This window comes from Brevibacterium zhoupengii (assembly GCF_021117425.1).
GTDB lineage: Bacteria > Actinomycetota > Actinomycetes > Actinomycetales > Brevibacteriaceae > Brevibacterium > Brevibacterium zhoupengii.
Window position 1 is genome coordinate 1,116,828 of sequence record NZ_CP088298.1, and the last position, 24,170, is coordinate 1,140,997.

At 64.5% G+C, this 24,170-nt stretch carries 25 protein-coding genes, 1 tRNA gene and 1 other RNA gene; 14 read left to right on the forward strand and 13 right to left on the reverse strand.

Annotated features, from left to right (window positions below):
- Window positions 1–5: 5 nt before the first annotated feature.
- The 5 genes from LQ788_RS04970 to LQ788_RS19915 form a co-directional block, all read right to left on the reverse strand.
- Window positions 6–1,688, reverse strand: coding sequence for a dipeptide ABC transporter ATP-binding protein (locus LQ788_RS04970; protein WP_231445661.1), 1,683 nt, complete (start codon window positions 1,686–1,688; stop codon window positions 6–8).
- Entirely contained in the window at window positions 1,685–2,560 is an 876-nt protein-coding gene (locus tag LQ788_RS04975) for an ABC transporter permease (RefSeq protein ID WP_231445662.1), read from the reverse strand. The genes LQ788_RS04970 and LQ788_RS04975 overlap by 4 nt, the downstream gene beginning before the upstream one ends.
- Window positions 2,557–3,630 (reverse strand): ABC transporter permease, encoded by a 1,074-nt coding sequence (locus tag LQ788_RS04980; RefSeq protein ID WP_231445663.1) that lies wholly within the window; start codon window positions 3,628–3,630, stop codon window positions 2,557–2,559. The genes LQ788_RS04975 and LQ788_RS04980 overlap by 4 nt, the downstream gene beginning before the upstream one ends.
- Entirely contained in the window at window positions 3,609–5,318 is a 1,710-nt protein-coding gene (locus tag LQ788_RS04985) for a TIGR04028 family ABC transporter substrate-binding protein (RefSeq protein ID WP_231445664.1), read from the reverse strand. Before LQ788_RS04985 ends, LQ788_RS04980 begins: the two co-directional genes overlap by 22 nt.
- A gap of 74 nt (window positions 5,319–5,392) precedes the next feature.
- Window positions 5,393–5,497 carry a putative leader peptide gene (locus LQ788_RS19915; protein ID WP_394801327.1) on the reverse strand — a complete coding sequence of 35 codons (105 nt, stop codon included), beginning with the start codon at window positions 5,495–5,497 and terminating at the stop codon, window positions 5,393–5,395.
- 34 nt (window positions 5,498–5,531) lie between these two features.
- On the opposite strand from LQ788_RS19915, the gene LQ788_RS04990 reads away from it, so the two are divergent.
- The 4 genes from LQ788_RS04990 to LQ788_RS05005 all read left to right on the forward strand — a co-directional run bounded on the left by LQ788_RS04990 (window position 5,532) and on the right by LQ788_RS05005 (window position 10,372).
- Window positions 5,532–6,191: a VOC family protein gene (locus LQ788_RS04990; RefSeq protein WP_231445665.1), complete on the forward strand. Its 660-nt coding sequence runs from the start codon at window positions 5,532–5,534 to the stop codon at window positions 6,189–6,191.
- Window positions 6,179–6,847: a VOC family protein gene (locus tag LQ788_RS04995; protein ID WP_231445667.1), complete on the forward strand. Its 669-nt coding sequence runs from the start codon at window positions 6,179–6,181 to the stop codon at window positions 6,845–6,847. The genes LQ788_RS04990 and LQ788_RS04995 overlap by 13 nt, the downstream gene beginning before the upstream one ends.
- A gap of 136 nt (window positions 6,848–6,983) precedes the next feature.
- Window positions 6,984–7,730 (forward strand): DUF3152 domain-containing protein, encoded by a 747-nt coding sequence (locus tag LQ788_RS05000; protein WP_231445671.1) that lies wholly within the window; start codon window positions 6,984–6,986, stop codon window positions 7,728–7,730.
- An 89-nt stretch (window positions 7,731–7,819) separates the two neighbouring features.
- The gene (locus LQ788_RS05005) at window positions 7,820–10,372 is read left to right on the forward strand and encodes an ATP-dependent Clp protease ATP-binding subunit (RefSeq protein WP_231445672.1); all 2,553 of its coding nucleotides are present in this window, start codon (window positions 7,820–7,822) and stop codon (window positions 10,370–10,372) included.
- Between the two features lie 84 nt (window positions 10,373–10,456).
- On the opposite strand, the gene LQ788_RS05010 is transcribed toward LQ788_RS05005, so the two are convergent.
- Window positions 10,457–11,269 carry a YidC/Oxa1 family membrane protein insertase gene (locus LQ788_RS05010; RefSeq protein WP_231445673.1) on the reverse strand — a complete coding sequence of 271 codons (813 nt, stop codon included), beginning with the start codon at window positions 11,267–11,269 and terminating at the stop codon, window positions 10,457–10,459.
- Window positions 11,270–11,460: 191 nt separating this feature from the next.
- Window positions 11,461–11,748, reverse strand: a complete 288-nt coding sequence (locus tag LQ788_RS05015) for a hypothetical protein (protein ID WP_231445674.1) — start codon at window positions 11,746–11,748, stop codon at window positions 11,461–11,463.
- A 182-nt stretch (window positions 11,749–11,930) separates the two neighbouring features.
- Between LQ788_RS05015 and LQ788_RS05020 the strand changes: the two genes are divergently transcribed.
- From LQ788_RS05020 to LQ788_RS05040, 5 genes are all read left to right on the forward strand, one after another.
- Window positions 11,931–12,590 carry a ClpP family protease gene (locus LQ788_RS05020; protein WP_231445675.1) on the forward strand — a complete coding sequence of 220 codons (660 nt, stop codon included), beginning with the start codon at window positions 11,931–11,933 and terminating at the stop codon, window positions 12,588–12,590.
- Window positions 12,587–13,168 carry a ClpP family protease gene (locus tag LQ788_RS05025; RefSeq protein ID WP_069599611.1) on the forward strand — a complete coding sequence of 194 codons (582 nt, stop codon included), beginning with the start codon at window positions 12,587–12,589 and terminating at the stop codon, window positions 13,166–13,168. The genes LQ788_RS05020 and LQ788_RS05025 overlap by 4 nt, the downstream gene beginning before the upstream one ends.
- 92 nt (window positions 13,169–13,260) lie before the next feature.
- Complete coding sequence (locus tag LQ788_RS05030) at window positions 13,261–14,643, forward strand: sensor histidine kinase (RefSeq protein ID WP_231445676.1); 1,383 nt, start codon at window positions 13,261–13,263, stop codon at window positions 14,641–14,643.
- Window positions 14,640–15,314: a response regulator transcription factor gene (locus LQ788_RS05035; protein ID WP_231445677.1), complete on the forward strand. Its 675-nt coding sequence runs from the start codon at window positions 14,640–14,642 to the stop codon at window positions 15,312–15,314. The genes LQ788_RS05030 and LQ788_RS05035 overlap by 4 nt, the downstream gene beginning before the upstream one ends.
- Window positions 15,315–15,432: 118 nt before the next feature.
- Entirely contained in the window at window positions 15,433–15,720 is a 288-nt protein-coding gene (locus LQ788_RS05040) for an SHOCT domain-containing protein (protein ID WP_231445679.1), read from the forward strand.
- A gap of 18 nt (window positions 15,721–15,738) precedes the next feature.
- Here LQ788_RS05040 and LQ788_RS05045 read toward each other — a convergent pair whose 3' ends face one another.
- A complete protein-coding gene (locus tag LQ788_RS05045; RefSeq protein ID WP_231445682.1) occupies window positions 15,739–16,077 on the reverse strand; it encodes a helix-turn-helix domain-containing protein in 339 nt (112 codons plus the stop codon).
- Window positions 16,078–16,270: 193 nt separating this feature from the next.
- On the opposite strand from LQ788_RS05045, the gene LQ788_RS05050 reads away from it, so the two are divergent.
- The gene (locus LQ788_RS05050; protein WP_231445684.1) at window positions 16,271–17,299 is read left to right on the forward strand and encodes an iron-siderophore ABC transporter substrate-binding protein; all 1,029 of its coding nucleotides are present in this window, start codon (window positions 16,271–16,273) and stop codon (window positions 17,297–17,299) included.
- Here the strand turns inward: LQ788_RS05050 and LQ788_RS05055 are convergent.
- Both LQ788_RS05055 and ffs read right to left on the reverse strand, forming a co-directional pair.
- Window positions 17,289–18,746, reverse strand: coding sequence for a L,D-transpeptidase (locus LQ788_RS05055; protein ID WP_231445686.1), 1,458 nt, complete (start codon window positions 18,744–18,746; stop codon window positions 17,289–17,291). The genes LQ788_RS05050 and LQ788_RS05055 overlap by 11 nt on opposite strands.
- Before the next feature lie 181 nt (window positions 18,747–18,927).
- Window positions 18,928–19,023: signal recognition particle sRNA small type (gene ffs, locus LQ788_RS05060), an RNA gene on the reverse strand.
- A gap of 160 nt (window positions 19,024–19,183) precedes the next feature.
- On the opposite strand from ffs, the gene LQ788_RS05065 reads away from it, so the two are divergent.
- A tRNA-Ser gene (locus LQ788_RS05065) sits at window positions 19,184–19,268 on the forward strand.
- A gap of 70 nt (window positions 19,269–19,338) precedes the next feature.
- Here LQ788_RS05065 and LQ788_RS05070 read toward each other — a convergent pair.
- The 3 genes from LQ788_RS05070 to LQ788_RS05080 form a co-directional block, all read right to left on the reverse strand.
- Window positions 19,339–19,872: a type 1 glutamine amidotransferase domain-containing protein gene (locus tag LQ788_RS05070; protein ID WP_231445687.1), complete on the reverse strand. Its 534-nt coding sequence runs from the start codon at window positions 19,870–19,872 to the stop codon at window positions 19,339–19,341.
- Between the two features lie 105 nt (window positions 19,873–19,977).
- A complete protein-coding gene (locus LQ788_RS05075) occupies window positions 19,978–20,937 on the reverse strand; it encodes an NADP-dependent oxidoreductase (RefSeq protein WP_231445690.1) in 960 nt (319 codons plus the stop codon).
- A gap of 98 nt (window positions 20,938–21,035) precedes the next feature.
- Complete coding sequence (locus tag LQ788_RS05080) at window positions 21,036–21,698, reverse strand: hypothetical protein (RefSeq protein WP_231445692.1); 663 nt, start codon at window positions 21,696–21,698, stop codon at window positions 21,036–21,038.
- A gap of 244 nt (window positions 21,699–21,942) precedes the next feature.
- On the opposite strand from LQ788_RS05080, the gene LQ788_RS05085 reads away from it, so the two are divergent.
- Genes LQ788_RS05085 through LQ788_RS05095 form a run of 3 tightly spaced genes read left to right on the forward strand, consistent with a single transcriptional unit; the run spans window position 21,943 to window position 24,170 of the window.
- Window positions 21,943–22,350, forward strand: coding sequence for a YciI family protein (locus tag LQ788_RS05085; protein WP_231445694.1), 408 nt, complete (start codon window positions 21,943–21,945; stop codon window positions 22,348–22,350).
- Window positions 22,335–23,471, forward strand: a complete 1,137-nt coding sequence (locus LQ788_RS05090) for an RNA polymerase sigma factor (RefSeq protein ID WP_231445695.1) — start codon at window positions 22,335–22,337, stop codon at window positions 23,469–23,471. The genes LQ788_RS05085 and LQ788_RS05090 overlap by 16 nt, the downstream gene beginning before the upstream one ends.
- Before the next feature lie 27 nt (window positions 23,472–23,498).
- Window positions 23,499–24,170, forward strand: a complete 672-nt coding sequence (locus LQ788_RS05095) for a DNA alkylation repair protein (RefSeq protein WP_231445696.1) — start codon at window positions 23,499–23,501, stop codon at window positions 24,168–24,170.

A 24,170-nucleotide genomic window follows, 5' to 3' on the forward strand; every position in this document is an offset into this window, starting at 1 on the left:
CAGTCTCAACTTTCTGCTGCGGTGAGCAATGTCGGGATCGAAGCGGCGCTGTTCCCGTCGCCGTGGAGCATCACGGGCCGGGGGATCGCATCGAGGAGAGTGCGCGTGTACTGAGTCTGCGGGCGAGCGAAGAGGTCCTCCGTCGGTCCGTTCTCCACCAGACGTCCCTGCGACATCACCGACACGGTATCAGCGATCTGTCGAACGACGGCGAGATCGTGGGAGATGAAGACATAGGTCAGTCCCAGGTCAGATTGGAGATCGTCGAGGAGGTCAAGGATCTGAGCCTGAACGGTGACGTCGAGGGCCGAGACGGCCTCATCGAAGACGACGAGCTCGGGGCCGGCGATGAGGGCCCGTGCGATCGCCACCCGCTGCAGCTGACCGCCGGAGAGCTCGGCCGGTCGGCGCTCGCCGAACTCTTCCGGCAGAGCTACCCTCTCCAGGGCGTCGGTGGCGAGAGTCGGTCGCGAAGTCCGTGAACCGATGCGGAAGTTGCGCAGCGGTTCGGTCAGTATCTGGCCGATGGTGTGCTTCGGATCCAGCGCCGAGTACGGGTTCTGGTGCACGAGCTGGACCGTGCGGCGGAAGTCGCGCAGGCGGCCACGCTCGGCACGACCGCGTGCAGAGACTTCGGTGTCGAAATCGCCGACGCGGATGCGACCCGACTGTGGGGTGAGGAACCCGGCCAGGGCCTTGCCCGTCGTCGTCTTCCCTGAACCGGATTCTCCCACGATGCCGTGGGTGGTGCCGCGTTCGACGTGCAGTGTGACGTCTTCGATGCCGATGACCTGATCATCGTTGCGGGCATAGACCTGGGTCAGGCCCTCGACCGAGACGAACGGGGCCTGCGCCTCGGCGAGTGCGGCGGTGGATATGGTCCGGTGGTGGGGCGTCGTCTTCAGCGCCGGGGCGTCGGCAAGGAGCCGCGAGGTGTAGTCGGTGGCTGGACGGGAGAAGATCTGAGCCGCAGGCCCGGCCTCGACGACGCGTCCGGACTGCATGACGACGACCTCATCAGCGCGCTCACCGGCGACGGCGAGGTCGTGGGTGATGAAGAGGACGCCCATCTCGGTCTCTGCGCGCAGCTCATCGAGGAGGTCGAGGACCTGCTTCTGCACGGTCACGTCGAGGGCCGAGGTCGGCTCGTCGGCGATGAGCAGACGTGGGCGCAGTGCGATCGCGGAGGCGATGAGCACTCGCTGGCGCATTCCTCCGGAGAGCTCATGCGGGAACTGATCGGCGCGCATCTGCGGCCGATCGATGCCGACCCTGGCCAGCAGCTCGATGACCTGGGCACGGGCCGACTTCCGATCGGCGCGCTTATGGATCCGCAGCGCCTCAGCGACGGATCTGCCGATGGTCTGCAGCGGGTTGAGTGAACTACCGGGGTCCTGGGGGACGTAGCCGATCTGACTGCCGCGGATCCCGCGCCAGGCGCTGGTTCCCAAGGCACCGAGATCGACCTCGCCGAGGTGGATGTGCCCGGCCGTGATCTGCGCGGACTCCGGGAGGAGGCCGATGGCGGCATTCGCGGTCGTGGACTTGCCGGACCCGGACTCGCCGACGACCGCGGTCATCGACCCGGCACGCACGGCGAAGGTCACGCCGTCGACGGCTGGGGCCGAGGACTGGGAGTAGGCGACACTGAGATCCTGCACGGACAGCAGGGGCGCGGACTCTGTCATGATGTCATCTTTCGCAGGGTGTTGCCGATCTGGTGGGTGGCCAGGACGATGGCCATGACGACGAAGCCGGGCAGGACGGTCAACCACCATGCGGTGGCGACGAAGTTGCGGCCCTCGGCGATGATGAGGCCCCACTCCGGTGTCGGCGGGGGAGTCCCGTAGCCCAGAAAGCCCAGCGTCGAGATCTGGAGGATCGCGGACCCGATCTGGAGGACGGCCAGGGACAGCACTGGCGAGATCGAGTTGGGCAGAATATGGCGAACGAGGACGGAGAAGAAGGTGCCGCCCGAACCGTAGGCCGCGGCCACGAAGTCACTGGTGTTGATGCGCACCGCCTCAGACCTCGACAGTCGTGCGAACTGGGCGATGGCCGTGACACCGACGGCGATGGCCGCGTTGATGGTGCCGAACCCCAAGACGACGACGATCGAGAGGCTGAGCAGGATCGCCGGGATTGAGAGCAGCACGTCGACCAAGCGCATGAGCACATCGTCGACCCAGCCGCGGCGGGTGCCGGCGATGAGTCCGATGGCCGTGCCCACGATGAGCCCGACACCGACAGCTACGAGCGCTGCCAGCAATGACTGGGACGCGCCGTAGACCACGCGGGCGTAGGCATCACGGCCGGTCTGGTCGGTGCCGAACCAGTGGTCGAGGCTGGGGCCAAGCAGCGCCGAAGTGGTGCCGCCGTCGTTGGGGTCATGCTGAGTGAAGAGTCCGGGGAAGAGCGCCCACATGATGGCGATGAGCAGGACCAGGGCCGAGACGATGGTGGCGGGGCCGATGTTCGCGCGGGTGCGGCTGCGTCGCTTCGCCGCCGAGCCCGGCTTGCCGGTTCCCGAGGTGGGGGCAAGACTGCTGATGAGGCTCATGAGTGAGTGTCCTTGTCGTTCCAGTCGAGGTCGACCCCGACGCTGGCCGCGGTCGTCGACAGCGCCCGGCGAGTGGGTTCATCGGCAGGCTTCTTCCCCGCCGAGGCGGCCCCGGGCGCTGTGCGCAGCCGGACATCGATGACCGGGTAGAGGAGGTCGACGATGAGGTTGATCGTCACGTAGGCCAAGGTCGCGATGACGACGACGGCCAGGAGGATCGGGTTGTCGCGGTGGGTCACGGCTTGGGCGGTGATCTGGCCGATTCCGTTGCGCCCGAACACGGTTTCCGTGACCACGGCACCGGCGACGAGCTCACCGAAGACGAGGCCGATGATCGTCAGGCCCGGCAGGACGGCGTTGCGGGCAACGGTGTGGACGAGGATCCACAGTTCGCCGGCACCCTTCGCCGAGGTGACCTTGACGAATCCGGAGGCCTTGACGTCGGTGATGGAACGGATGAGGACCTGGGCGATGGGTGCCGAGAGCGGTACCGCCACGGTCAGGGTCGGGAGGACGAGCGCCTCGGCGGGGCCGGGTGAGACCACGGAGACGAACCCGAGCTGGAAGGAGAAGATCTGGATGAGCAGGATCCCCAACCAGAAGACGGGAATGGAGATGAAGAGGCTGGGCACCGAGTCGAGCAGCCTCCGCAGCCAGCGATAAGGCCCGTAGGTTGCCAGCACCGCGATGACAACGGCCAGAACCAGGGCGGAGACGAACCCGGACAGGGCGAGCACCGCGGTCGAGGGCAGGGCCGCAGCGATGATCGTCGACACTGCAGCACCGGTCTGGACGGAGAAGCCGAACTTGCCGGTGAGGAACCCGCCGAGGCTGAGGAAGTAACGGCTGATCCAAGACTCATCGGCCCCGGTCTCAGTGCGTATCTGCGCGATCTGGTCGGGAGAGAGACCCAGCGCAGGGTCGGCGAATCTGGCGGTGACACCGTCGCCGGGGATGAGGCTGAGCAGGATGAAGGCCGCAGTGAACGCGAGCAGCAGCACGAGCAGTGCCTGGCCCAGGCGCAGGTAGAGGTAGCGGATGTCGAGGATCATTTCTGCCCTGCCAGCCATGTGCTGTAGAAGTCGGGTCGGCCCACCGGTTCGGTCGCGAAGCCGTTGACGCGGCGCCGGAAGGCGAAGACCTGCGGCTCTTCGAAGAACGGCAGCACATAGGCGTTCTCGACGAGGTAGTCCTGGACCTTCTCGGCGGCCTTCTGTCGGTTCTTCGTCTCGGGTTCCGAGGCGAGTTCGTCGAGCAGGCGGTCGATGTCGGGGTCGATGCTTCCGTCCTTCGCATCGTCGCGGTTCTTGCCGTTGAGGAAGACATCGCGGTTGACCGAGGAGTAGTTGGAGCGCAGATTGTCGAAGTCCGCGCGGGCGACCATCGAATGGTAGATCTGGACCGTGTCGAGTTCGAGGGCATCGAGGGTCTGCTTGGACTGGTCACCGGGATTGATGGACAGACGCACGCCGACGTGACGCAGCTGCTGCTGGATGAGGGTCTGCACCTCGTTCGAGCGTGGCTGCGGCAGGGCGATGTTGACGCTCAGCGCCAGGATTTGGCCGTCCTTGGTGCGGAACCCGGCGGCGTTGCGCCCGGACCAGCCCGCCTCGTCGAGGAGTCGGTTCGCCTCTTTCGGATCGTGGACCCAGGACCCGGACTGGTCCTTGTAGCCCATGGCGCCCTTGGCCAGCAGTCCCGTGGCCAGCGGGTAGTTGGGGGTGAAGAGCTTGTCGACGATCTCCTGCCGGTCAACGGCGGCGATGATGGCCTGCCTGACCGTGAGGTCGGCGAGCAGTTCGTGCCGGAAGCGGAGGTTGATGCTGTTGTTGATGCCGTTCGTGGCCTTCGCATAGAGGCGCAGCCCCTGCTCACTCACGCGAGATTCGTCGGGCGCCTGGACATCGCGGACGCCATCGGCCTGCCCGGAGAGCACAGCGCCGATGCGCACCGAATACTCGTTGTTGGCCAGGTAATCGATGCCGTCGAGGTGAGCCCGGCCTTGGTGTTTCAGATGCGGTGGGGCCCAGTCGTAGTCCTCCCTGACCCGGACGGAGAGCTTCGTCCCGATCGTCTCCTCGGTGATGTGGAAAGGACCGCAGGTGTGGATGCTGGTGGCACCGCCGGGGCCGAAGCCTTCGGCATCCAGAGCCAGTGTCGAATCGGCGAGGAGGCCTGCATTCATCGTCGACGTCGCCTGCGCGAAGCCGGGGGAGGGGGCGCTGAAGTGGAAGCGGACTCGGTTCTCGCCGAGGACCTCGCTGCGCTCGTAGTTCGAGATCTGCTCGGAGACCGGAAGGGTGCGAGCCTCATCGCCTCGTCCGAAGAGATCGAAGTTCGCGGCCACGTTCGTCGCCGTCAGCGGCGACCCATCAGAGTAGGTGACGCCGTCACGGATCGTGAAGGTGAATTCGGTGGCATCGCCGCTGATCTCGGGCAGTTCGGTGGCCAGCCAGGGGTAGAGCTCGAGGGTCTTCGGATCCTGCCACAGCAGGCGGGCGGAGATGTTGTTCATGATGCCGCCGTTGGGATAGAACCCGACCGAGGGTGGGTAGAGCAGCGTCCACGTCTGAGGCTCGAAGTACGTGAGCACCCCGCCCTGGACCGGATCGCCGCCCTCGGGCAGCGGGGCATCATCACTCGGCGTGCAGGCGCTGAGCGTGATGAGGGTGCCCAATCCCAGCCCAAGGCTGAGGAAATTGCGTCGACCATAGGAGCGGCCAGGGCTCGCCGAGGTGGAGGGACGGAGGTCCGTCATGGAATGTGTTCCTTTTGTGCAGATGAAACCGAAATCGGGGGTGGGTCAGTTGCTCAATCAGTCGCTGATATAGCTCAACAATTGGAGCTGGTAAGCCTCTTGAGATCGATGTGAATCCGACGCCACAGCATTCGGGCCCCTGGTTGTGTCTGCATGCTTTGAGTTAAGCGCATCGGCATGCAGAGCGTCAATTCGATCGCTTAACATTGAGTCATGTTGCTGCCTCCGAATTTCGATCATCTCGTCATTGCCGTACCGAATCTCACCGAAAGTGTTGAGCAATGTCTCAACATCCTCGGTGTGAAGCCTATTCCCGGTGGAGCTCATCCGGGGCTGGGGACGGCCAATGCGCTGCTGGGCCTTGAGCTCTGCGACGAGCCTGGCAATCTGCACCACGACATCTATCTGGAGATCCTCGGCCCCGACCCCGAACAGGATCCCGAGCTGGCGGCAGCGCGCCTGGCCGATATCACCGAGCCGACGGTGCAGCGGTGGGCCATCCGCCCGGACGACTTCGACGGTCTCGTCACCTCGGCTGCGCGATCGCGCGAACCGCACGTCGACCTCGGCGAGGTTCATGACATGACCCGCCGCACCCCTGCCGGCACACTTCTCGAGTGGAGACTGACGAGGCGGACGCCCCTGGCATTGGGCGGAATCCAGCCCTTCCTCATCGATTGGCAGGATTCTCCGCATCCTGCACGTCAGGCAATGTCCTCTGTTCGTCTCGAACGATTCTGGGCGACGAGTCCGGATGTGGACACAACATCCAGAGTTCTGCGATCCTTGGGGACTACCATCGAGGTTGAGGCAGGAGTCACAGAAACCCTGCACGCCACACTGAAAGGTCCCGGTGGATCATGGACGATCTGAGTACGATTCCCGCCAATCTTGACCACCTCATCATCACGGTGCCCGAGCTCGAAGCCGGGGTCGCCGAATTCGAACGGCTCACCGGAGTCACAGCGGTGGCCGGGGGACGACACCCGGGCCGAGGAACCGCGAACTACCTCGTCGGTCTCACCCCTGCCGGCTGGCCAGCAGGTGCTCACACCTACCTTGAGATCCTGGGTCCCGATCCGCAGCAGGAGCTGCCAGCCGATGGCACTCTGCCGTTGGACGCCCATCTGGCGCAGGGCCTGACCCTCCAGACCTGGGCCATCCACCCGCACGCCTTCCTTGCGAAGGTCGCCGGAGCGAACACCGAAGGAATCGATTTCGGCGAAGTCCGCGACATGTCCCGGGAGACGGCTGAGGGCGAGCTGCTCGAATGGCGTCTGACCTCGCGATCTCCGCTGCCGAGCAAGGGCACGCAGCCCTTCCTCATCGACTGGGCCGAGTCGACCCACCCCGCCGAGGCTGCCCTGCCGTCGGTCGAACTCCTCGAGTTCTCCATCGAATCCCCGGACGCCGAGGCGAGCCGCCGCGTTCTCGATGTGCTCGGTGCCGGTGATTCCCAGGTCGTCAAAGGCACGGAGCATCGGCTGCACGCACGCCTGCGTGGTCCCGGCGGTGTCCTCGAGTTCTGAGCAAAAGGTCTCAGGAAGGCGGTTGTGAAACGCTAGACTCGACAGAGTGTCGCAAACTCCTCGCATTTCACAAGGTCCACTGCACTCATTTCGGTCGTCGCTGGGTCCCTCGCATCGGCTGAGGTCAGCCTCGGCGGTGGTTGCTGCATCCCTGCTCATCGGGCTCAGCGCCTGCGCGCCCGACTCGGACCAGGAGACCAGGCCGGTACCGTCCTCGAACGAGACGGTCGCGTCCGGTGAGGGTTCCGCCTCTGCGCAGCCGAGTGAGTCGGCGTCGCCGACGAAGTCCCCGACATCCAGCAAGTCTGCTGATCCGGACGTGGAATCGGCCGGTGCTGCCGGTGTCAGTGAAGATGACATCGATATGCAGGGCAGCGGCGAGTGGGACCGTCCGAAGAAGGAGACCGGGCCGAACCGGGACGAGGGCACAACGTTCAAGGTCGCACTGCGAGTCGAGGACAATCTGCCGATCGACGTCGACGAAGCGGGCGCCTTCATCATCACGACGCTCCAAGACAAGCGCGGCTGGCAGGACTTGGACAACGTCGCGATCGAAATGGTCGACGAGGGTGAGGATGCGATGATCTCCATCGCCAGTCCCGACACCGTGGACTCGATGTGCCTGCCGCTGCGCACCCTGGGCAAGCTCTCGTGCCGCAACGGCAACAACGTCATCCTCAACGCCAAGCGCTGGGTGTCTGCCACCGATGAGTTCGACGACATCACCCAATACCGCCAGTACCTCATCAACCACGAGGTCGGTCACGCGCTGGGCCACGGCCACGAATCGTGCCCGGGTCCGGGTGAGACAGCCCCGCTCATGCAGCAGCAGACCAAGGGCCTGCAGGGTTGTGAACCCAACGGCTGGCCTTCGAAGGGCTAGTCGGGAAATCCGGACGGCACTCGGGAATAAGACCACCTCCTTCGTCGTTGATTGAGTCGTATAGGCTCAACTTTCGACAGGAGATCAGATTGGCTACGTTCTTCGGATCCGCCGGTTCTGGCGGAGATTCATTCGACGAGTTCCTTGCCCGTTTTCTGCAGGGACAGCAGGGCGCGCGCCAGGGACGCAGCGTCGACATCAACAAGCTGCTGAGCAAGCGCAGCCACGAGGTCATCGACAACGCCGCTGACTACGCTCGCGAGCACGGTCAGGCGGAGGTCGATGCCCTGCACATTCTGCGCACCATGGCAGAGACCGAGCCCGGAGTCTCGGCGATCCGCCAGGCCGGAGCTGACCCGGAGCAGGTCGCTCGCGCCGTCGAAGACCGTCTGCCCGCGTCCTCGAACACAAAGCCCGAAGGGGCACTGACTCTGACCGGTTCCGGTCAGCGCGCGCTCCTCGACGCCTACCAGGTGGCGCGGGCGTTCGGTTCGACCTACGTCGACCCGGAACACCTGTTCTTCGCTTTCGTGCTCAACCACGAGATGCCAGCCGGCCGCATCCTCGCCCAGGCGGGCGTGACACAGGAGCGGCTGCAGGCTGGAGCCGAAGCCGCCGAGACAGGCGACCCGCAGGGCGGTCCCGGAGCGGGCCAGCCGGAGGAGACCATGCTCGAGCGTTTCGGCACGGACCTCACGGCACTGGCGGCCGACGGTGAACTCGACCCGGTGATCGGACGTGCCGACGAGATCCAGGAGACGATCGAGATCCTGGCTCGCCGCACCAAGAACAACCCGGTGCTACTCGGCGAGGCCGGCGTCGGCAAGACCGCGATCGCCGAGGGACTGGCTCAGGCCATCCACAGCGGCGAGATCCCAGCACAGCTGTCGGGAAAGAGAGTTGTCGCACTCGACCTGCCGGGAATGTTGGCAGGCACACGCTACCGCGGTGACTTCGAGGAACGCCTGACCGGGACCCTCGACGAAATCGCCGAAGACGGCGAGATGATCGTCTTCGTCGATGAGCTCCACACTCTCGTCGGTGCCGGCGGCAACGGCGAATCCAACTCGATGGACGCCGGCAACATCCTCAAGCCCAGGCTGGCCCGCGGTGATCTGCACCTGCTGGGAGCGACCACGCTCAAGGAATACCGCACGATCGAGAAGGACTCGGCCCTCGAACGTCGGTTCCAGCCGGTGCGCGTGGGGGAGCCGAACATCGACGATGCCGTGGCAATCCTCGACGGACTCAAGGACCGCTACGCCGAGCACCACAACGTGACCTATACGCCCGAGGCGATCCGCGCATCGGTCGAGCTCTCCGATCGCTACATCAACGACAGGTTCCTGCCGGACAAAGCGATCGACCTCATCGACCAGGCAGGTGCTCGTCTCTCACTGCGGCGTGGGCCTCAGGTCGATGCCCAGGCTCTGCGCACGGAGATCGAACGACTCGAGACCGAGAAGAACACCGCGATCAGCGAAGAGAACTATGAGCGTGCCGGGGAACTTCGCGACGAGGTCATGAGTCTCGGGGAGAAGCTGCATGCAGCGGAGAACCCGGACGACGGCGCGGGCCAGACTGAGGCCGACGCCAAGCCGAGCATCGTCGATGCTGACCAGATCGCACAGGTCGTCTCCCGTGCCACCGGAATCCCGGCGGCGAGCATGACCCAGGGGCAGAAGGCCAAGCTGGCTAAACTCGAAGAGATCCTCCACGGTCGCGTCATCGGTCAGGACAACGCGGTGAATGCAGTGTCGAAGGCCGTGCGCCGGTCGCAGATGGGAATGGGAGATCCGAACCGTCCCATCGGCAGTTTCCTCTTCCTCGGACCCACCGGCGTGGGCAAAACCGAGCTGGCGAAATCACTGGCCGCGACCCTGTTCGATGACGAGTCGGCGATGATCCGATTCGATATGAGCGAGTTCGGGGAACGCCACACCGTCTCACGCCTGGTGGGTTCGCCTCCCGGCTACGTCGGGTACGACGAAGCGGGTCAGCTGACCGAGCAGGTTCGGCGCAAGCCGTACTCGGTGATCCTCCTCGACGAGGTCGAGAAGGCCCACCCGGATGCCTTCAACCTGCTGCTCCAGGTCCTCGACGACGGTCGTCTCACCGATGGTCAGGGTCGAACCGTGGACTTCCGGAACACCGTCATCATCATGACGAGCAATCTGGGCTCCGAGTTCATGTCCGGCAGCACCCCGCTGGGCTTCAGCTCCACCGATGCGAAGGTCACCGAGAAGGACCTGAGTGCAAAGGTGATGGGCAAGCTCAAGGAGTTCATGCGTCCCGAGTTCCTCAACCGGATCGACGAGACCGTGATGTTCTCGCGTCTCGATCGTGAGCAGCTGCGCGTCATCGTCCGTCTTCAGCTGGAACGTTCGGTCGAGCGTCTGGCGCACCAGGGCATCGGTCTGACCGTGTCCGAGGATGCTGTGGAGTGGCTCTCCGATACCGGGTACGAACCCGAGTTCGGTGCCCGTCCGCTGCGCCGCGTAATCCAGCGTGAGCTCGATGACCGCATTGCCGACCTCCTCGTCAACGAGGCAGTGTCCGAAGGCGGAAGGGTCAGCGCTACGGTTGACGACGGAACGCTGCGAGTGATCGCGGAATCACCCGAGGTTCCCGTGGCAGTCTGAGGCAGAGCCGCTAGCCCAGGGTGATCACCTGCACGGCACAGGGCCGGATCGGAAGCGATGTCTTCCGGTCCGGCCCTGCTGCATTCATGCGGCAGGAATTGCCTCGTCCTGCTCGTGGACCTTGAGGACACGGTTGAGCACGAGGCGCTCTGCCAAGGTCCAGGCCGTCGTCGTCATCAGGTAGAGCGTGGCAGCCAGTGGCACGAACAGTGCGATGACCGCGGTCATGAAGGGCATGAAGCTCAGTACCCTGGTCACGCCGGAGAGATCGGGCATTGCGGGTCCCTCGGTGTTGGAGTTCTGGCTGCCAGACGCCTGCACGGGTGGGGTCTGCGGCATGTCGGGGGTGAGCAGGTGCCGCGAGAGGGCAGCGACGACGGCGATGATGATCACGATGACGCCGAAGACCGCGGCCGAGGCCACGCTCAGGTTCCCGCCGGTCAGGAGGCCCACGAAGCCGGCGTTGAGGGGGATGCCCAGCAGGGAATGGTTGAGAAGGTCATTGGCGTGCCCGCCGATCGTGGACTGGATGAAGATTCCGTAGACGGCCATGAGCACCGGCATCTGTGCCAGCACGGGCAGGCAGCCGGCCATCGGGGAGGCCTTCTCCTCCTTGTAGAGCTCCATCATCTTCTGCTGCATGAGCTCGGGATTCTTCTTGTACCGGGTCTGCAGCTCGGTGATCTTCGGTGCGAGGCGTTTGCGAGTGATGCCGGCTCTGACTTGTGAGAGTCCGACGGGGATGAGTACGGCGCGGACGATGATCGTGAGCACCACGATCGCGAGCGCAGCGCTTGCGGTGCCAGCCAATGGTTCGAGCAGAGTTGTCAGCAAGGTGACGACCCAATAGGCGGCGTTGACGAGGAGTTCGATGGGTGGAAATTCGTAGATGTTCATGGTGATGGCCCTCCTGGGCGCTGCCGATGCAGGCACTTCGGCCATGCAGCGATGAGCAGCTGTGGTGATGTCGTCATGGGCGTTCAGCGACCGAACGACGCAGGGCGACACCACAGGCAGGATCCGTTAGGGAAACAGGCAGGAGTGGCGTCGGTGACCGTGCCGGAAGAGCACGGAGATCACGTCGTCGGTCAGGCGAAGGAGCGGACGACGAAAGAGGGGGCTCTGGCTTGAGCGGTGCCCGGAGTCCCGGGTTCCTCGGGCATGCGGAATTCGCGAACCTCGGTTCGCTCTCCCCGTCCCCAAAGACCACGAGGAGACAGAGGAAGGAACCTGAAGAGAGCCCTTGCCAACCAGGGTGCTACCGGCGACAGCAGTGCCGCACCGAGCAGCACGAGGACGATCAGATGCATCGACGACTGAGGAATGACCGTATCGGCATCGGCGCTGAGCAGCACCACGATGAACTGAACTGTCATCCACAGATTCAGCAGCATTCCGTCTCGGCCTTCCCTTGACACAGTCGGGGTATCTCGCCCGATTTTATCACGGCACCACCACGAGATCGGGCGCACAGGCATGCCGTCCGCTCACGGCGGCACCCTCCCGCTCAAGGCGGAAAAGACTTCCGACTCGGCACAGCCGGCTCCAGTGTGGAGGCATGAACACACGAATAGCACCCCAGAATGCCCACAACCGACCCACCCCACCACCGCCGAGGTTCGCTGACGGTGACGAGTCCCCGACGACGACCCCCATCCCCGAATCCCAGAGAATGCTCTACGCCTACCGTTCGGTGGTCTTCAATGGGGAGCTGCGCGATGAGAACGGCATGGAGATCATTTCCCGACTCATCCTCCTCTCCGCTGAAGACCCCCACAGCGACATCCACCTGTGGATCAACTCACCGGGCGGATCGGTGCCGATGATGCACGCGATCGCCGATGTGATCGAGACTCTGCCCAACGATGTGGTCACGGTGGCGTTCGGGTGGGCCGCCTCGGCGGGGCAGTTCGTGCTCATGAGGGGCACCCCCGGCAAACGGCTCGCCCTGCCCCACGCCCGGATCCTCCTTCACCAGGGATCATCGGGCATCGGGGGAGCAGCCGCTGACATCGAACTGCAGTCCGGGGACCTGCGCACCGTGCGGGACACGGTCCTGCATCGCATCGCCGAGGCGACGGGAAAGACCTATGAGCGCGTCTTCGAGGACTCCCTGCGCGATCGGTGGTTCACGGTCGAACAGGCACTGGACTACGGGCTCATCGACCGCATCGTGGACTCGCCGACCGATCTGCGCGGCGGGATCGGTGCGCCATGAGCCAGTACACGATTCCGAATGTCGTAGACCGCTCGGGTGGCGGGGAGAAGATCGTCGACGTGTATTCCCACCTGCTGGGCAACCGGATCATCTACCTGGGAGTGCCGATCGACGACGGGGTGGCCAACACGATCATCGCGCAGCTGCTCCACCTCGAAGCGAGCAGCCGTGAACTCCCGATCCAGCTGTACATCAACTCACCGGGCGGATCGCTGACGGCCATGACCGCCATCTACGACGCGATGCACCACATCGGCGCACCCGTGGCGACCATCTGCGTGGGGCAGGCGGCCGCGGATGCCGCGGTGCTCCTGGCAGCCGGCGAACCCGGTCAGCGTTCGATGCTCGAACACGCTCGAGCGGTGCTGCGCCAACCCCATGCCGAGGGCGCACGCGGGGCAATCCCCGACCTCATCGTCGCCGCCGACGAGATCGCCCGGCAGCGCCGAGACGTTGAGGCGATGCTGGCGAAGGGCACCGGGCGCAGTGTGGACCAGATTCATGCCGACCTCGACCGGGATCTCGTGCTCAATGCGCAGGCGGCACGGGACTTCGGCCTCGTCGATCAGATTCTCTGAGGTGCTCCGGGGCCGCGGTGCTCCGTGGGAAGTCCGGTCGGATACTCCCGTGGTACGACGCCGAATCCGGTGTCAGTGACTACGATCGGAGGATGAGCCGTGCCCCCGCCGAGGCGAGCGACCCCGATGCTGATCGTCGCGTCCGTCGTCGACCTCGACTGCGCCTGATTGCGCTGAGCGTCCTGGCCCTGCTCCTGCAGTTGCCCTTCGCCGTGTTCATGGCCAACCACGATGGCGTCGATTCCCTGGCCGGTGGTGTGCGCATCGCCGTGGCGCTGCTGTCCCCGATGATCTTCCTACTCTGCGCACGATGGCCGGGCCCGAGAGTTGCGATCATCGCCGGGCTGACGCTGGTCGACATCGTCGTCTGGGCTGCTCTGGCGAGTTCCAGCCTGTCCGGCGCGTGGGGCCACGGTCCAAGCAACGGCCCCTGGTCAGGGGAGGGGCCGGGCGGAATGTGGGCGCAGGGGTTCACCGGACCTGAGATGACACCGTTCTATGCGGCGTTCCTCTTCGCTCTCGTCGTGGCCATGGTTCGCGGTCACCAGATCTGGGCCATCGCCTCGGCGACCGGTGTCTGGTTGGGTGCCTTGCTGCTCGGTCCCTTCCTCGGTGTCGAATGGTCGGTGGGGCGCGTGGCCTCTGCGACGATCGGTCTGCTCATCACTCTGAGCATCGGAGCCTTCGCTCGGCGCAGGCACGAGGGCAGGAGGATCGCGGCCGCGGAGGCGCAGGCCCGGCACCAGGAGGTGATTGCGGCCGAAAGGCTGCGCATCGCCAGAGACCTCCATGATGTGCTGGGCCATTCCCTATCCCAGATCAACGTTCAGGCCGGTGTGGGCGAGCACCTCATCGACCGCGATCCCGAGCAGGCCAGACGTGCTCTCGCCGCCATCAAGGAGCTGAGCCGAACAGGACTCAACGAGGTCCGCTCCGTGCTCCACACGATGCGCTCGGACGCCGCTGGACCCGGTGGCACCGACCCCGACGAGGACACAGCCGGCGAAGGCACGGCTGAGCCGCTGGCCCCGGTGCCGGGCCTCGACGACCTGCCGGCACTCATCGCCGCAATGACCGGGCGACCAGCCATCCACCTCGATGACCAGCGCGAGCTCCGAGCCGACGGTACTCGAGAGAACCCCGGCAGCGCCGCAGATGCGGCCGCCTACCGGATCGTGCAGGAGGCGCTGACGAATGTGGTCCGCCACGCTGCCGCCACCCAGGCCAACGTCAGGGTCTTCCGTGAGGGCGAGTTCCTGCACATCGAGATCAGCGACGACGGCCACGGAACTGACACAGCAAGCCTCGGGCGCGAAGACAGCTTAGGCACCGGAATCACCGGGATGCGGGAGCGGACGAAGCTTCTCCACGGAACCTTCGCGATCACCTCGGCGAGCGGGGACGGCACGCACATCAGCGTCCGGCTGCCCTGGACCAGCGGGCACAGACGAACAGATCGGCAGGCTCAGGCATGAACGATATCTCAGTGGCGATCGCCGATGACCACCAGCTGGTCCGCGCCGGCTTCGCCTCGCTGTTGGACGCGGAACCGGGCATCAGTGTGAGAGTGCAGGCCTCCGGCGGGGAAGAGCTGCTGGAGAAGCTGGCCGCGACGCCGGTCGACGTCGTGCTCATGGACATCCGGATGCCCGACGGCGATGGGCTGTGGGCCACCGAGGCGATCGCCGCCGATCCCGCCCTCGGCCACGTTCGCGTGGTGCTGGTGACGACCTTCGGCCTCGACGAGTACATCGTGCGCGCGGTCAGGGCCGGCGCCAGCGGATTCCTGCTCAAGGACACCGAACCGGTCGACCTGATCCGAGCGGTGCGCGTCGTCGCCGAGGGGGAGGCGCTGCTCTCACCCGAGGTGACCAAGTACCTTCTGTCGAGGATGTCATTGGGGCTGCGGGCGGAGCCGACGAAACATCTCGACGTGCTGACACAACGTGAGCGTGAGGTGCTCGCCCTCGTCGGGCAGGGGCTGTCGAACGACGAGATCGCCGTGCAGCTGGTGCTCTCCCCGTTGACGGCGAAGACCCATGTCTCGCGCATCATGAGCAAGGTCGCCGCACGTGACAGGGTCCACCTCGTCGTGCTCGCCTATGAGTCCGGGCTGGTCTCCCCGGGGTGGCTGCGCGAGCAGTAGGAACTCATCCTCAGCGAGTATCCGAAGTGACTCCCGGTGGGGGATTCGCCGAGTCGGCTGCAGGCGTTGGATTGATGTCATGTCCACGAGCGACGTGGATTCCTGACAAGGAGGCATCATGCACATGGAACACGGACCCGCGGCCTGGCCGCTCTTCTTCCTCATCCCCATCTTCTGGGTGCTCATCATCGGACTGATCGTCACCCTCATCATCACGCTCAACCGGCGCCGCTGGCGCCAGGCCGGGGGACCGCCCTGGGCAGATGGTCAGGGCCGTTTCGGGTCGACGAAGAACGCGGAGGCGACACTGTCTGAGCGCTTCGCCCAAGGTGACATCGACGAGGCTGAGTACCGGGGCAGACTCGAGGTGCTCAGAGCCAATCGCCTCGATTCCGGAACGAGCTGAGGTGCCCGGCAGGTGTGACTAGGCCACGAGAGACAGCTGCGCCCGCCCGGTGAGCCCGATTGCGGGCACCGTCGCGGGGGCGGCTGTCGGCGTCGAGGCGGCGGCGAGGACGAGCACCTGGGGGAGTGCGAGGCCGAGGACCACAGCGACCGCCTCGATGACCTCCGAGGAAGGATCCTTGAGGCCGCGTTCGACCTCGGACAGGTATTGGGTCGAGACTCCCGAGCGGCGTGAGACCTGAGCCAGGGTCAGCCCCAGCTCGGTACGACGCAGCCGCAGCACCCGCCCGAGCATCTCGCGCCACAGCAGCGCCGGAGTCTGCACGGCGTACGCATCTGTGACGTGAAGTGCATCCATGATGCGATCCTAGGAGGAATCGACGAGGTTGACGCGGATTTCTGCTCTGAGCAGACGAATACCGGCTGCCTCGACATGCGGTCGATGGCAATCAAGGCATGGTCAAGTTGCATCCAGGCCGCTAAGTTAAGTTAGGCTGTCCTTTGTTAAAGTGGAGGGGTCGACCACGACCCTCACAGACGAAAGGGCAGGAATGTCAGCTCATCTCTCTCGCCGGGCCATGGCCATAGGCACCATCGTCACACTCGCCTTCAGCGCGAGCGCCTGCAGCCAGGACTCGGCGGATTCTGCGAAGTCTGCCTCCGACGACTTCCAGACCGTCACGATCGAACACGCACTGGGCAAGGCCGTCATCGAGGCCGAACCCAAGCGCGTCGTGACCCTCGGGCAGGGGTCGACCGAGACCGCCATTGCGCTGGGCAAGACCCCTGTCGGCATGGAGGAGTACGCCTGGGGCAGCGATGACACCGGCTATATGCCGTGGATCCATGAAGCGGTGACAGAGAAGGGCGAGGAGCTGCCGAAGCAGTTCCAGGGAGATACGGAGCTCGATGTCGAAGCCATCGCCGAGCTCGAACCGGATGTCATCCTCGCACCATGGTCCGGCGTCACGGCGGATCAGTACAAGCAGCTCGACGCCATCGCCCCCACAGTCGCCTACCCCAAGCAGCCGTGGACGATCGAATGGGATGAGCAGATCACGACCATCGGCAAGGCTCTGGGGCAGGAGAAGGAATCCGAGGGGCTCGTCGATGACATCAAGACGCAGCTCTCCGAGGCCAAGCGGCCCGAATACGAGGGACTGACCTTCTCCTACATCTACAACGACGGCCCGGGCACCCTCGGCGTCTTCTACCCCAATGAGCAGCGAGTGGCGATGGTCTCGGCGCTGGGCCTGACTCCCGACCCCGTCGTCGACGAGCTCAAGAAGAACTATGACGCCCCGGGCACGGATTCGGCGCTCATCGGGCTGGAGAATGCGGACAAGCTCGACGACTCCGACCTCATCTTCACGTTCTACTCCGATGAGAAGAGCAAAAAGGAGATCAAGGCACAGAGCGTGTACGCGAACATTCCCGCGATCAAGTCCGGTGCGGTCGTCGCTCCTGAAGACCAGCCGTTCGTCACCGCCTCATCGATCATCAACCCGCTGACCGTCCCGTGGACGCTGGAGCGCTATGTGCCGATGATCGACAAGGCCGCAAAGAACGTCAAGAAGTAGGCAGCGCGCTCATCTTCTTCCACTCATCCCACTCGTAGACCCAGTCGGAGATATCGCTGGCCGCAGTCGTCAGGGTGGCATTCGAACCGGTGATCTCGACCGGGTCGCCGAAGATCGCCGAGTCGTAGTACTGCTTGGCCCGTGCGGTCGAGAGGTTGATGCAGCCATGGGAGACATTCGCCGACCCCTGCACCCCGGTTGACCAGGGTGCGGCGTGGATGAACTCTCCGTTGTTGTGGATGCGCACGGCCCAGCGCACATCGGTTTCGTAGTCCCACTGCTCGGAGGTCATCGTGTAGTCCGATGCCTTGGACATCACCACATGGGTTCCGTTGTAGGACGGGGACTTCGCGGCACCCAATGAGGCCGGGAAGTTCATGACCTCTTTGCCGTCGCGCGTGACGACCATGCGGTGAGTCTTCGCGTCGGCCTTGACGACCTGCTTGCGACCGATGTCGAAATCGAGTGTGAGGTCGTTCTGGCCGACGGTGTCATCGGTGGTGGGAACGTTCTTCAGCGGCACGTCGACGGAGACCTTCGAGTGCGCGGGCCAGAATTCCTTGGGGCGGAAGTGCAGGCGCGACTGCGGGTCATCGGGCAGCCAGGCCCAGGAGCCTTCAACCTTGCGCTTCTTTCCGTCCTTGTCCGTGACCTTGACCGACAATCGGTGCTCGACGTCGTCACGGTACTTCTTGGCCACCGTGGAGCCGAAGGTGAGGATGATCGGAGCTCCGACGCCCACGGTCTGGTCGTCGGAGAGGATCGTGCGCACCGCCATCGGCGAGGCGTCGCCGGCTGAGACCGTGACCGTGGAGGTGAAATCGTGTTCCTCTCCATCCGCCGAGGTGGCTGTGGCCGCGAGCTCGTATGTGCTGTCGGCGACGAGATCGTAGGCGGACATCCAGGCTGCGGCGTCATCGGGGGCCGTGATTGCGTCTGAGTCACCCGAGGCGGATTCGCTTGGAGTCGAAGATCCCGCCTTCGCGTCTTCGGTGCTGTCTGCTGCTTCGAGTTCGCTCCCGGCGGTGTCGAAGAAGACTCCGGGATCGGACTTGATGCGTGGGTGATCGGATTCGGTGATGGAGATGTCGCTCAGCGCCGCGTTCTCGACGCTGAGGCTGATGCGCTCGCTGGGGGCAACTGTTGTCTCTGCGCCGGATTCGACTACTTCGCCGGTCTGCTGGGGAGCAGAAGTCTGTGTGCTGGTGGGAGGGGCCGAGGCGGTGGAGTTCGAAGCCTTCGCCGAGGAACCCTGTTCCGTCGCCTGGGCTGCCTCGGCTTCGGAGACGGTCCCGACCCGGAACACCGGCTCGGCAGAGGCCTCGGCTTCGGCCGTCTTCGCGCCATCGCGAGTCGCATCGGGGTCAGAGCCTGCCGGGGTGCAGGCCGTGAGCAGAGCGAGTGCCGAAAGGGCAGCAACCGCCCCGTGAATCTTCTTGGGTGACAAAACAGGGATCCTCGTTCGAGCAAAGGGATGAGAGCTGCAGACCATGCTAGTGAAGCCAAATCACGAAAGTATTAAAGCAGTGGCCGAATTCCAAGGGAAAAGCCCATTTATCGTCGTTGAGATGCGCCCTGACCTGGACTGACATAAGGGAGGGGGAGTTGTGGAATTGTAACCTTGAGAAACGAAGGACTCCCCGTGCACCCGCCAGAGCTCGCTTACCCTTGCTGCCTTCCGGCCCTGGGGGAGTTCACAAGATGACGCCGCACGGGGAGCCATCGATCAGTGTAGTCGAGAGCATCCTCGAGGCACAAAACGAGGTCGAAGCGAGGCCCGGTGCGGCGGGGACTGGAGGGGATTCTATCTGCGATTAGTGTGATGGTTCACACTTGGCCATCTTGATTTCGCATTGTCGACACGACTCATATAGGCTGGCTCGCGGAGGATTCGCCTAGTGGCCTATGGCGCTCGCCTGGAACGCGGGTTGGGTTAACGCCCTCAGGGGTTCGAATCCCCTATCCTCCGCAGAGAGAAGAAGGCTCCCATCCGAGAAATCGGATGGGAGCCTTCTTCGTTGTCTGCTTGTCCTAGAACCTCAGCCCAGTGCGTTCGCGATGGCTGCGTTGAAGGCGTCGAGGTCGCCAGGGTTGCGGGAGGTGATGAGGTTGCCGTCGACGACGACCTCGGAGTCCTCCCACTTCGCCCCGGCGTTGATCAGGTCGGTCTTCGTCGCGACGAACGACGTCAGCTGCCGGCCCTTGGCCACATCCGCCTCGGCGAGGATCCAGGGTGCGTGGCAGATCGCGGCGACTGGCTTATCGGCTGCGAAGAAGGCCTTGACCAGTGCCACCGCGTCCTCGTCGAGTCGCAGGGCGTCCGCGTTGAGGGTGCCGCCGGGAAGCACGAGGGCGTCGAAGTCCTCCACCTTGGCCTGTGAGACGGGGACGTCGACGGTGAACTCATCGGCATGGTCCCAGTCGCCCTTCATCGCCTGCAGTGTGCCTTCCGAAGGTGAGACGATGGTCGTCGTGGCTCCGGCCTTGTCGAGTGCTTCGCGGGGGCTGGTGAGTTCGACCTGCTCGACTCCGCGGGTGAGGAGGAATGCGACCTTCTTGTCTGAGATTGCCATAGTGCTTACTCCTAGTCAGTTGTCGGATCCGACTCGCCAGCACGAGCTGCCGTTCGTCGGTGTCATAGGAAAGAACGCATTGACCCGTCCGCAGTATTCCTGGGATCAGCTGCTGAGGAACTCGCGCTGATCGACGGTGAGGGGATCGGCATCGACGCGGAGGAGGACCTTGCCGACAGGGTGCGATCCCTTGAGGAACCGGTAGGCGCTCTGGACTTCTTCGAGTGCGAAGACTCCGGCGACGGACACATGCACATGTCCGTAGGCGATCGCCTTGGCCAACCAGGCGAGATCGCCGCGCTCGGCCACAGCCTCACCAGCGATGTTCACCCCGTATGTGTCGGCGACCTGCGGTCCAGCTCCGATCGAATTGATGCGCCGCGCTGGAATGTCGAGACTCAGCAACCGTGCGACCTCGGCCTCGTCCTGGGTTGAGAAGGCGGCAGCGATGCCCTCGGGAGCAGCCTCACGCAGCCGTGCCTCGAGACCGTCACCGTAGGCGATGGGTTCGATGCCCAGATTGCGCAGCGCCGCGTGGTTGGCCTGGCTGGCCGTGCCGATGACGCGGGCGCCTAAGTTCAGCGCCAATTGGGCGGCGATGATTCCGACTCCGCCCGAAGCGCCGGTGACGAGGACGGTCTCACCACTGGTGATTGCCAGGGCGCGGATGCCAGCGACCGCGGTGCGCCCGGCAATGTAGAGACCTCCGGCCACCTCGGTGCCGAGGCCACGGGGAATCTTGTCGAGACGGTCTGCCGGGTCCCGGATGAGCAGGTGAGTCGTCTGTGACCGGAACGGGCGACCCCCGAAGACGAGATCACCGGGGGAGAAGTCGGTGACATCGTCACCGACGCTGTCAACGACGCCCGAGAAGTCAGCGCCATTGCCCTTCGGGCCAGCAGCCTCACCGAAGGCGCCCCCGACGACCGCAAGATCGACGGGGTTGAGTCCGGCATAGCGGACCGCGACACGAACCTCGCCCGGCCCCACAGAGGGAGCGTTGGCCTCGACGATGTGGAGCTGGTCGATATCGCCGTTCTGGGTGTACTGAACACTGCGCCTCATGGGAACGCTCCTCGCTGATCAAAATGGCAGGTGCACAACCTGTGAAGGCGTGCACCTGCCATAACCATGAGCGGACCTGAGTTGTTCCGCAGACTCGCTCAGTTGAAGCTGGGGAAGTCGAGTGAGTACCCGACGTAGCTGCCTGAGACCGAAGTGACCTTGACCGTGCCGTAGCGCTTCTCACCGTAGGCAGTGACGTTGCAGGAGGCCGATCCCTTCTTGGAGATGATCATCAGATCATTGATGCATTCGACCTCGTCGACGGTCGTGCCCTGCTTCGCATACGCCTTCTTGATGTCCTTCTCAAGCAGCGAAGCGGGGATGGTGCCGTTGCCGTGCTCATCGATGTCGAACCCGGGGTCATCGGCGCTGGCATGTTCGCCGCTCGAACTCGATGATCCCTCGCCCGCCGAGGTGGATGTGCCCGATGATGAAGAGGTGGACGAGTCCGAATCGGAGCTCGAGGTGCCGTAGCCGCCACTTGACGACGAGCCCTGGCTCGACGAGGAATCGGGGGAGTCTCCGGTGGTGGTGTCGTTCGATGCAGATTCTTCCGGCGCTTCCTCCTCTGGAGGCGCGGTCTCTTCCTGCTCCTCAGGATTCGCTGAGGTCTCGTCGTTCTCCTGGCCCTGGCCCTGCGCCTGCTCCTGTTCCTGCTCGGGAGGGCCGAAGGAGATGTTCATATCGCAGGCCGACAGTGACAGTGCTGCCGCAACTGCGCCGGCGACGGTGATGGACCGAATGATCTTCTTGGTCTTCATGGTGAGCTCCTGATGCTGTGAGGTGGTGTGTATGACTCCACTCTGTCAACGGAATCTGCCGAGGTGGGCCCGGTTGTGTTCGCATTCGGAGACTCATGTTCCAGGTCGGTTACAACGACCGAATCGGACCCAGCCGTGGAAGAATTGAAAGATATCTCGCCGAGGATGTCGAGAATGAGTATGTGGCTCCGTCCCAGGGATGTCAGCGAAGTTCGCGACGAGCAATTGATAAGAGGAGAAGATCATGGCTAAGTACCTGATGCTCAAGCACTACAAGATGGCCCCCGAGTACATGCAGTACACCCCGATGGAGGAGTGGACGCCGGGCGAAGTCGATGCTCACATCGGCTACATGAACGACTTCGCGGCGAGGCTGAAGGAGACCGGCGAATTCGTCGACTCCCAGGCTCTGTCGCCCGAAGGGTCCTTCGTCCGGTTCGATGGAGAGGGCAGGCCGCCGGTCACCGACGGTCCCTTCCCTGAGACTAAGGACCTCATCGCCGGGTGGATGGTCATCGACGTCGAGTCCTACGATCGGGCGCTCGAACTGGCCGGCGAACTCTCCGCGGCACCGGGTGCCGGCGGCGAGCCGATCCGTGAGTGGCTCGAACTCCGTCCGTTCATGGGTGTGACCCCATGTACGACGGACTGAGGGAGCTCGTCCCCATCGTGATCGGCATCCTCGAGCGGAGGGGAGCAGACTTCTCCACCGCCGAGGATGCCGTTCAGGATGCCCTGATCGAGGCCTTTCGCACGTGGCCGGTCAACGAACCCCGCGACATGAAGGGGTGGCTGATCACGGTTGCCTGGCGGAAGTTCCTCGACCGCGTCCGTGCGGAGTCCGCGCGCACTGCGCGGGAGGAACATGCCTTCGCACTGGACACTGATGCGGTGACAACCTCGGACGATGACACCGTCGACCTCTATTTCCTGTGCGCCCACCCGGACCTCAGCCCAGCCTCGGCGGTGGCACTGACCCTACGGGCCGTCGGCGGTCTCACCACCCGTCAGATCGCCGAGGCCTACCTGGTGCCGGAGGCGACGATGGCTCAGCGCATCTCCCGAGCCAAACGCACCCTGTCCGGACGCCGACTCAACCGCCCCGGCAGTGTCTCTGCCGTACTCAGAGTCCTCTACCTGGTGTTCAACGAGGGGTATTCGGGCGACGTCGACCTCGCAGCAGAGGCGATCCGTCTCACCCGGGTCCTCGCCGCATCGATCGACCACCCCGAGGTCTCCGGGCTGCTGGCGCTCATGCTCATCCACCATGCCCGCCGCGAAGCCCGGTTCACCTCCGATGGAGCTCTGATCACCCTGGGCGACCAAGACCGGTCCATGTGGGACTCCCACCTCATCGCCGAGGGCGTCGGCATCCTGCAGACCGCGCTCGCCCGCGAGGAACTCGGCGAATTCCAGGTCCAGGCGGCCATCGCCGCACTCCACGCCGATGCCCAACGTGTCGAGGACACCGACTGGCCCCAGATCGTCGAATGGTACGACGAACTCCTGAAGCTGAACGACAGCCCGATCGCGTCCCTCAACCGTGCGGTTGCGATCGGTGAAGCCGACGGGCCGGTGGCCGGACTGGCGGAACTGGGCAGACTCGATGAGACTCTGCCGCGCTACTTCGCCGTCGAGGCCCACCTGCGCGAACGGGCAGGAGAGGACGAGGCGGCGGCGAAGCTCTACGTCGAGGCCGCGGCCAAGGCGAGCAACCTCGCCGAACGCGACCACCTCATACGTCAGGCGGCTCGCCTGAACTCCGAGCGCTGAGCACCGAACTCGCGGTAATCTGAGCGCATGGTTGAAGCAAGCGTGGACAGCGTCATGGAGACATTGGCGGCGATGGAGGATCCCAAGGCCCGTGCCGTCAACGAGCGACACGGTGACGATCACGGTGTGAATCTTGGCAAGCTGCGGGCCGTAGCCAAGGAGCTGAAGAAGAACGACGAGCTCGCCGTCGAACTGTGGCACACCGGTGACACCGCGGCCCGTCTCGTCGCGACCCTCATCATGCGCCCACGCAGCTATGACGAGCAGCGCCTCGATGCCATGCTGCGCGAGGCACGTGTGCCGAAGGTCCACGCCTGGCTGGTCAACTACATCGTCAAGAAGTCGAAGCACGCCGAAGCACTGCGCCTGGCCTGGATGGACGACCCCGACCCGATCGTGGCGTCGGCAGGCTGGGCGCTGACCAGCGAGCGAGTGAACAAATCACCCGAGGGCCTTGACCTGTCAGCCCTCCTCGACATCATCGAGGCACAGATGCTCGGCGCCGAAGAGCGCCTGCAGTGGGCGATGAACGAAACCCTGTCCTACATCGGCATCGAGAACGAGGACCTGCGGCCACGGGCCATCGACATCGGCAACCGCCTCGGCGTCCTCAAGGACTATCCGACCCCGCCGAACTGCACCTCCCCCTTCGCACCGACCTGGATCACCGAGATCGTGGCCCGCAGGCAGGCGCAGTGA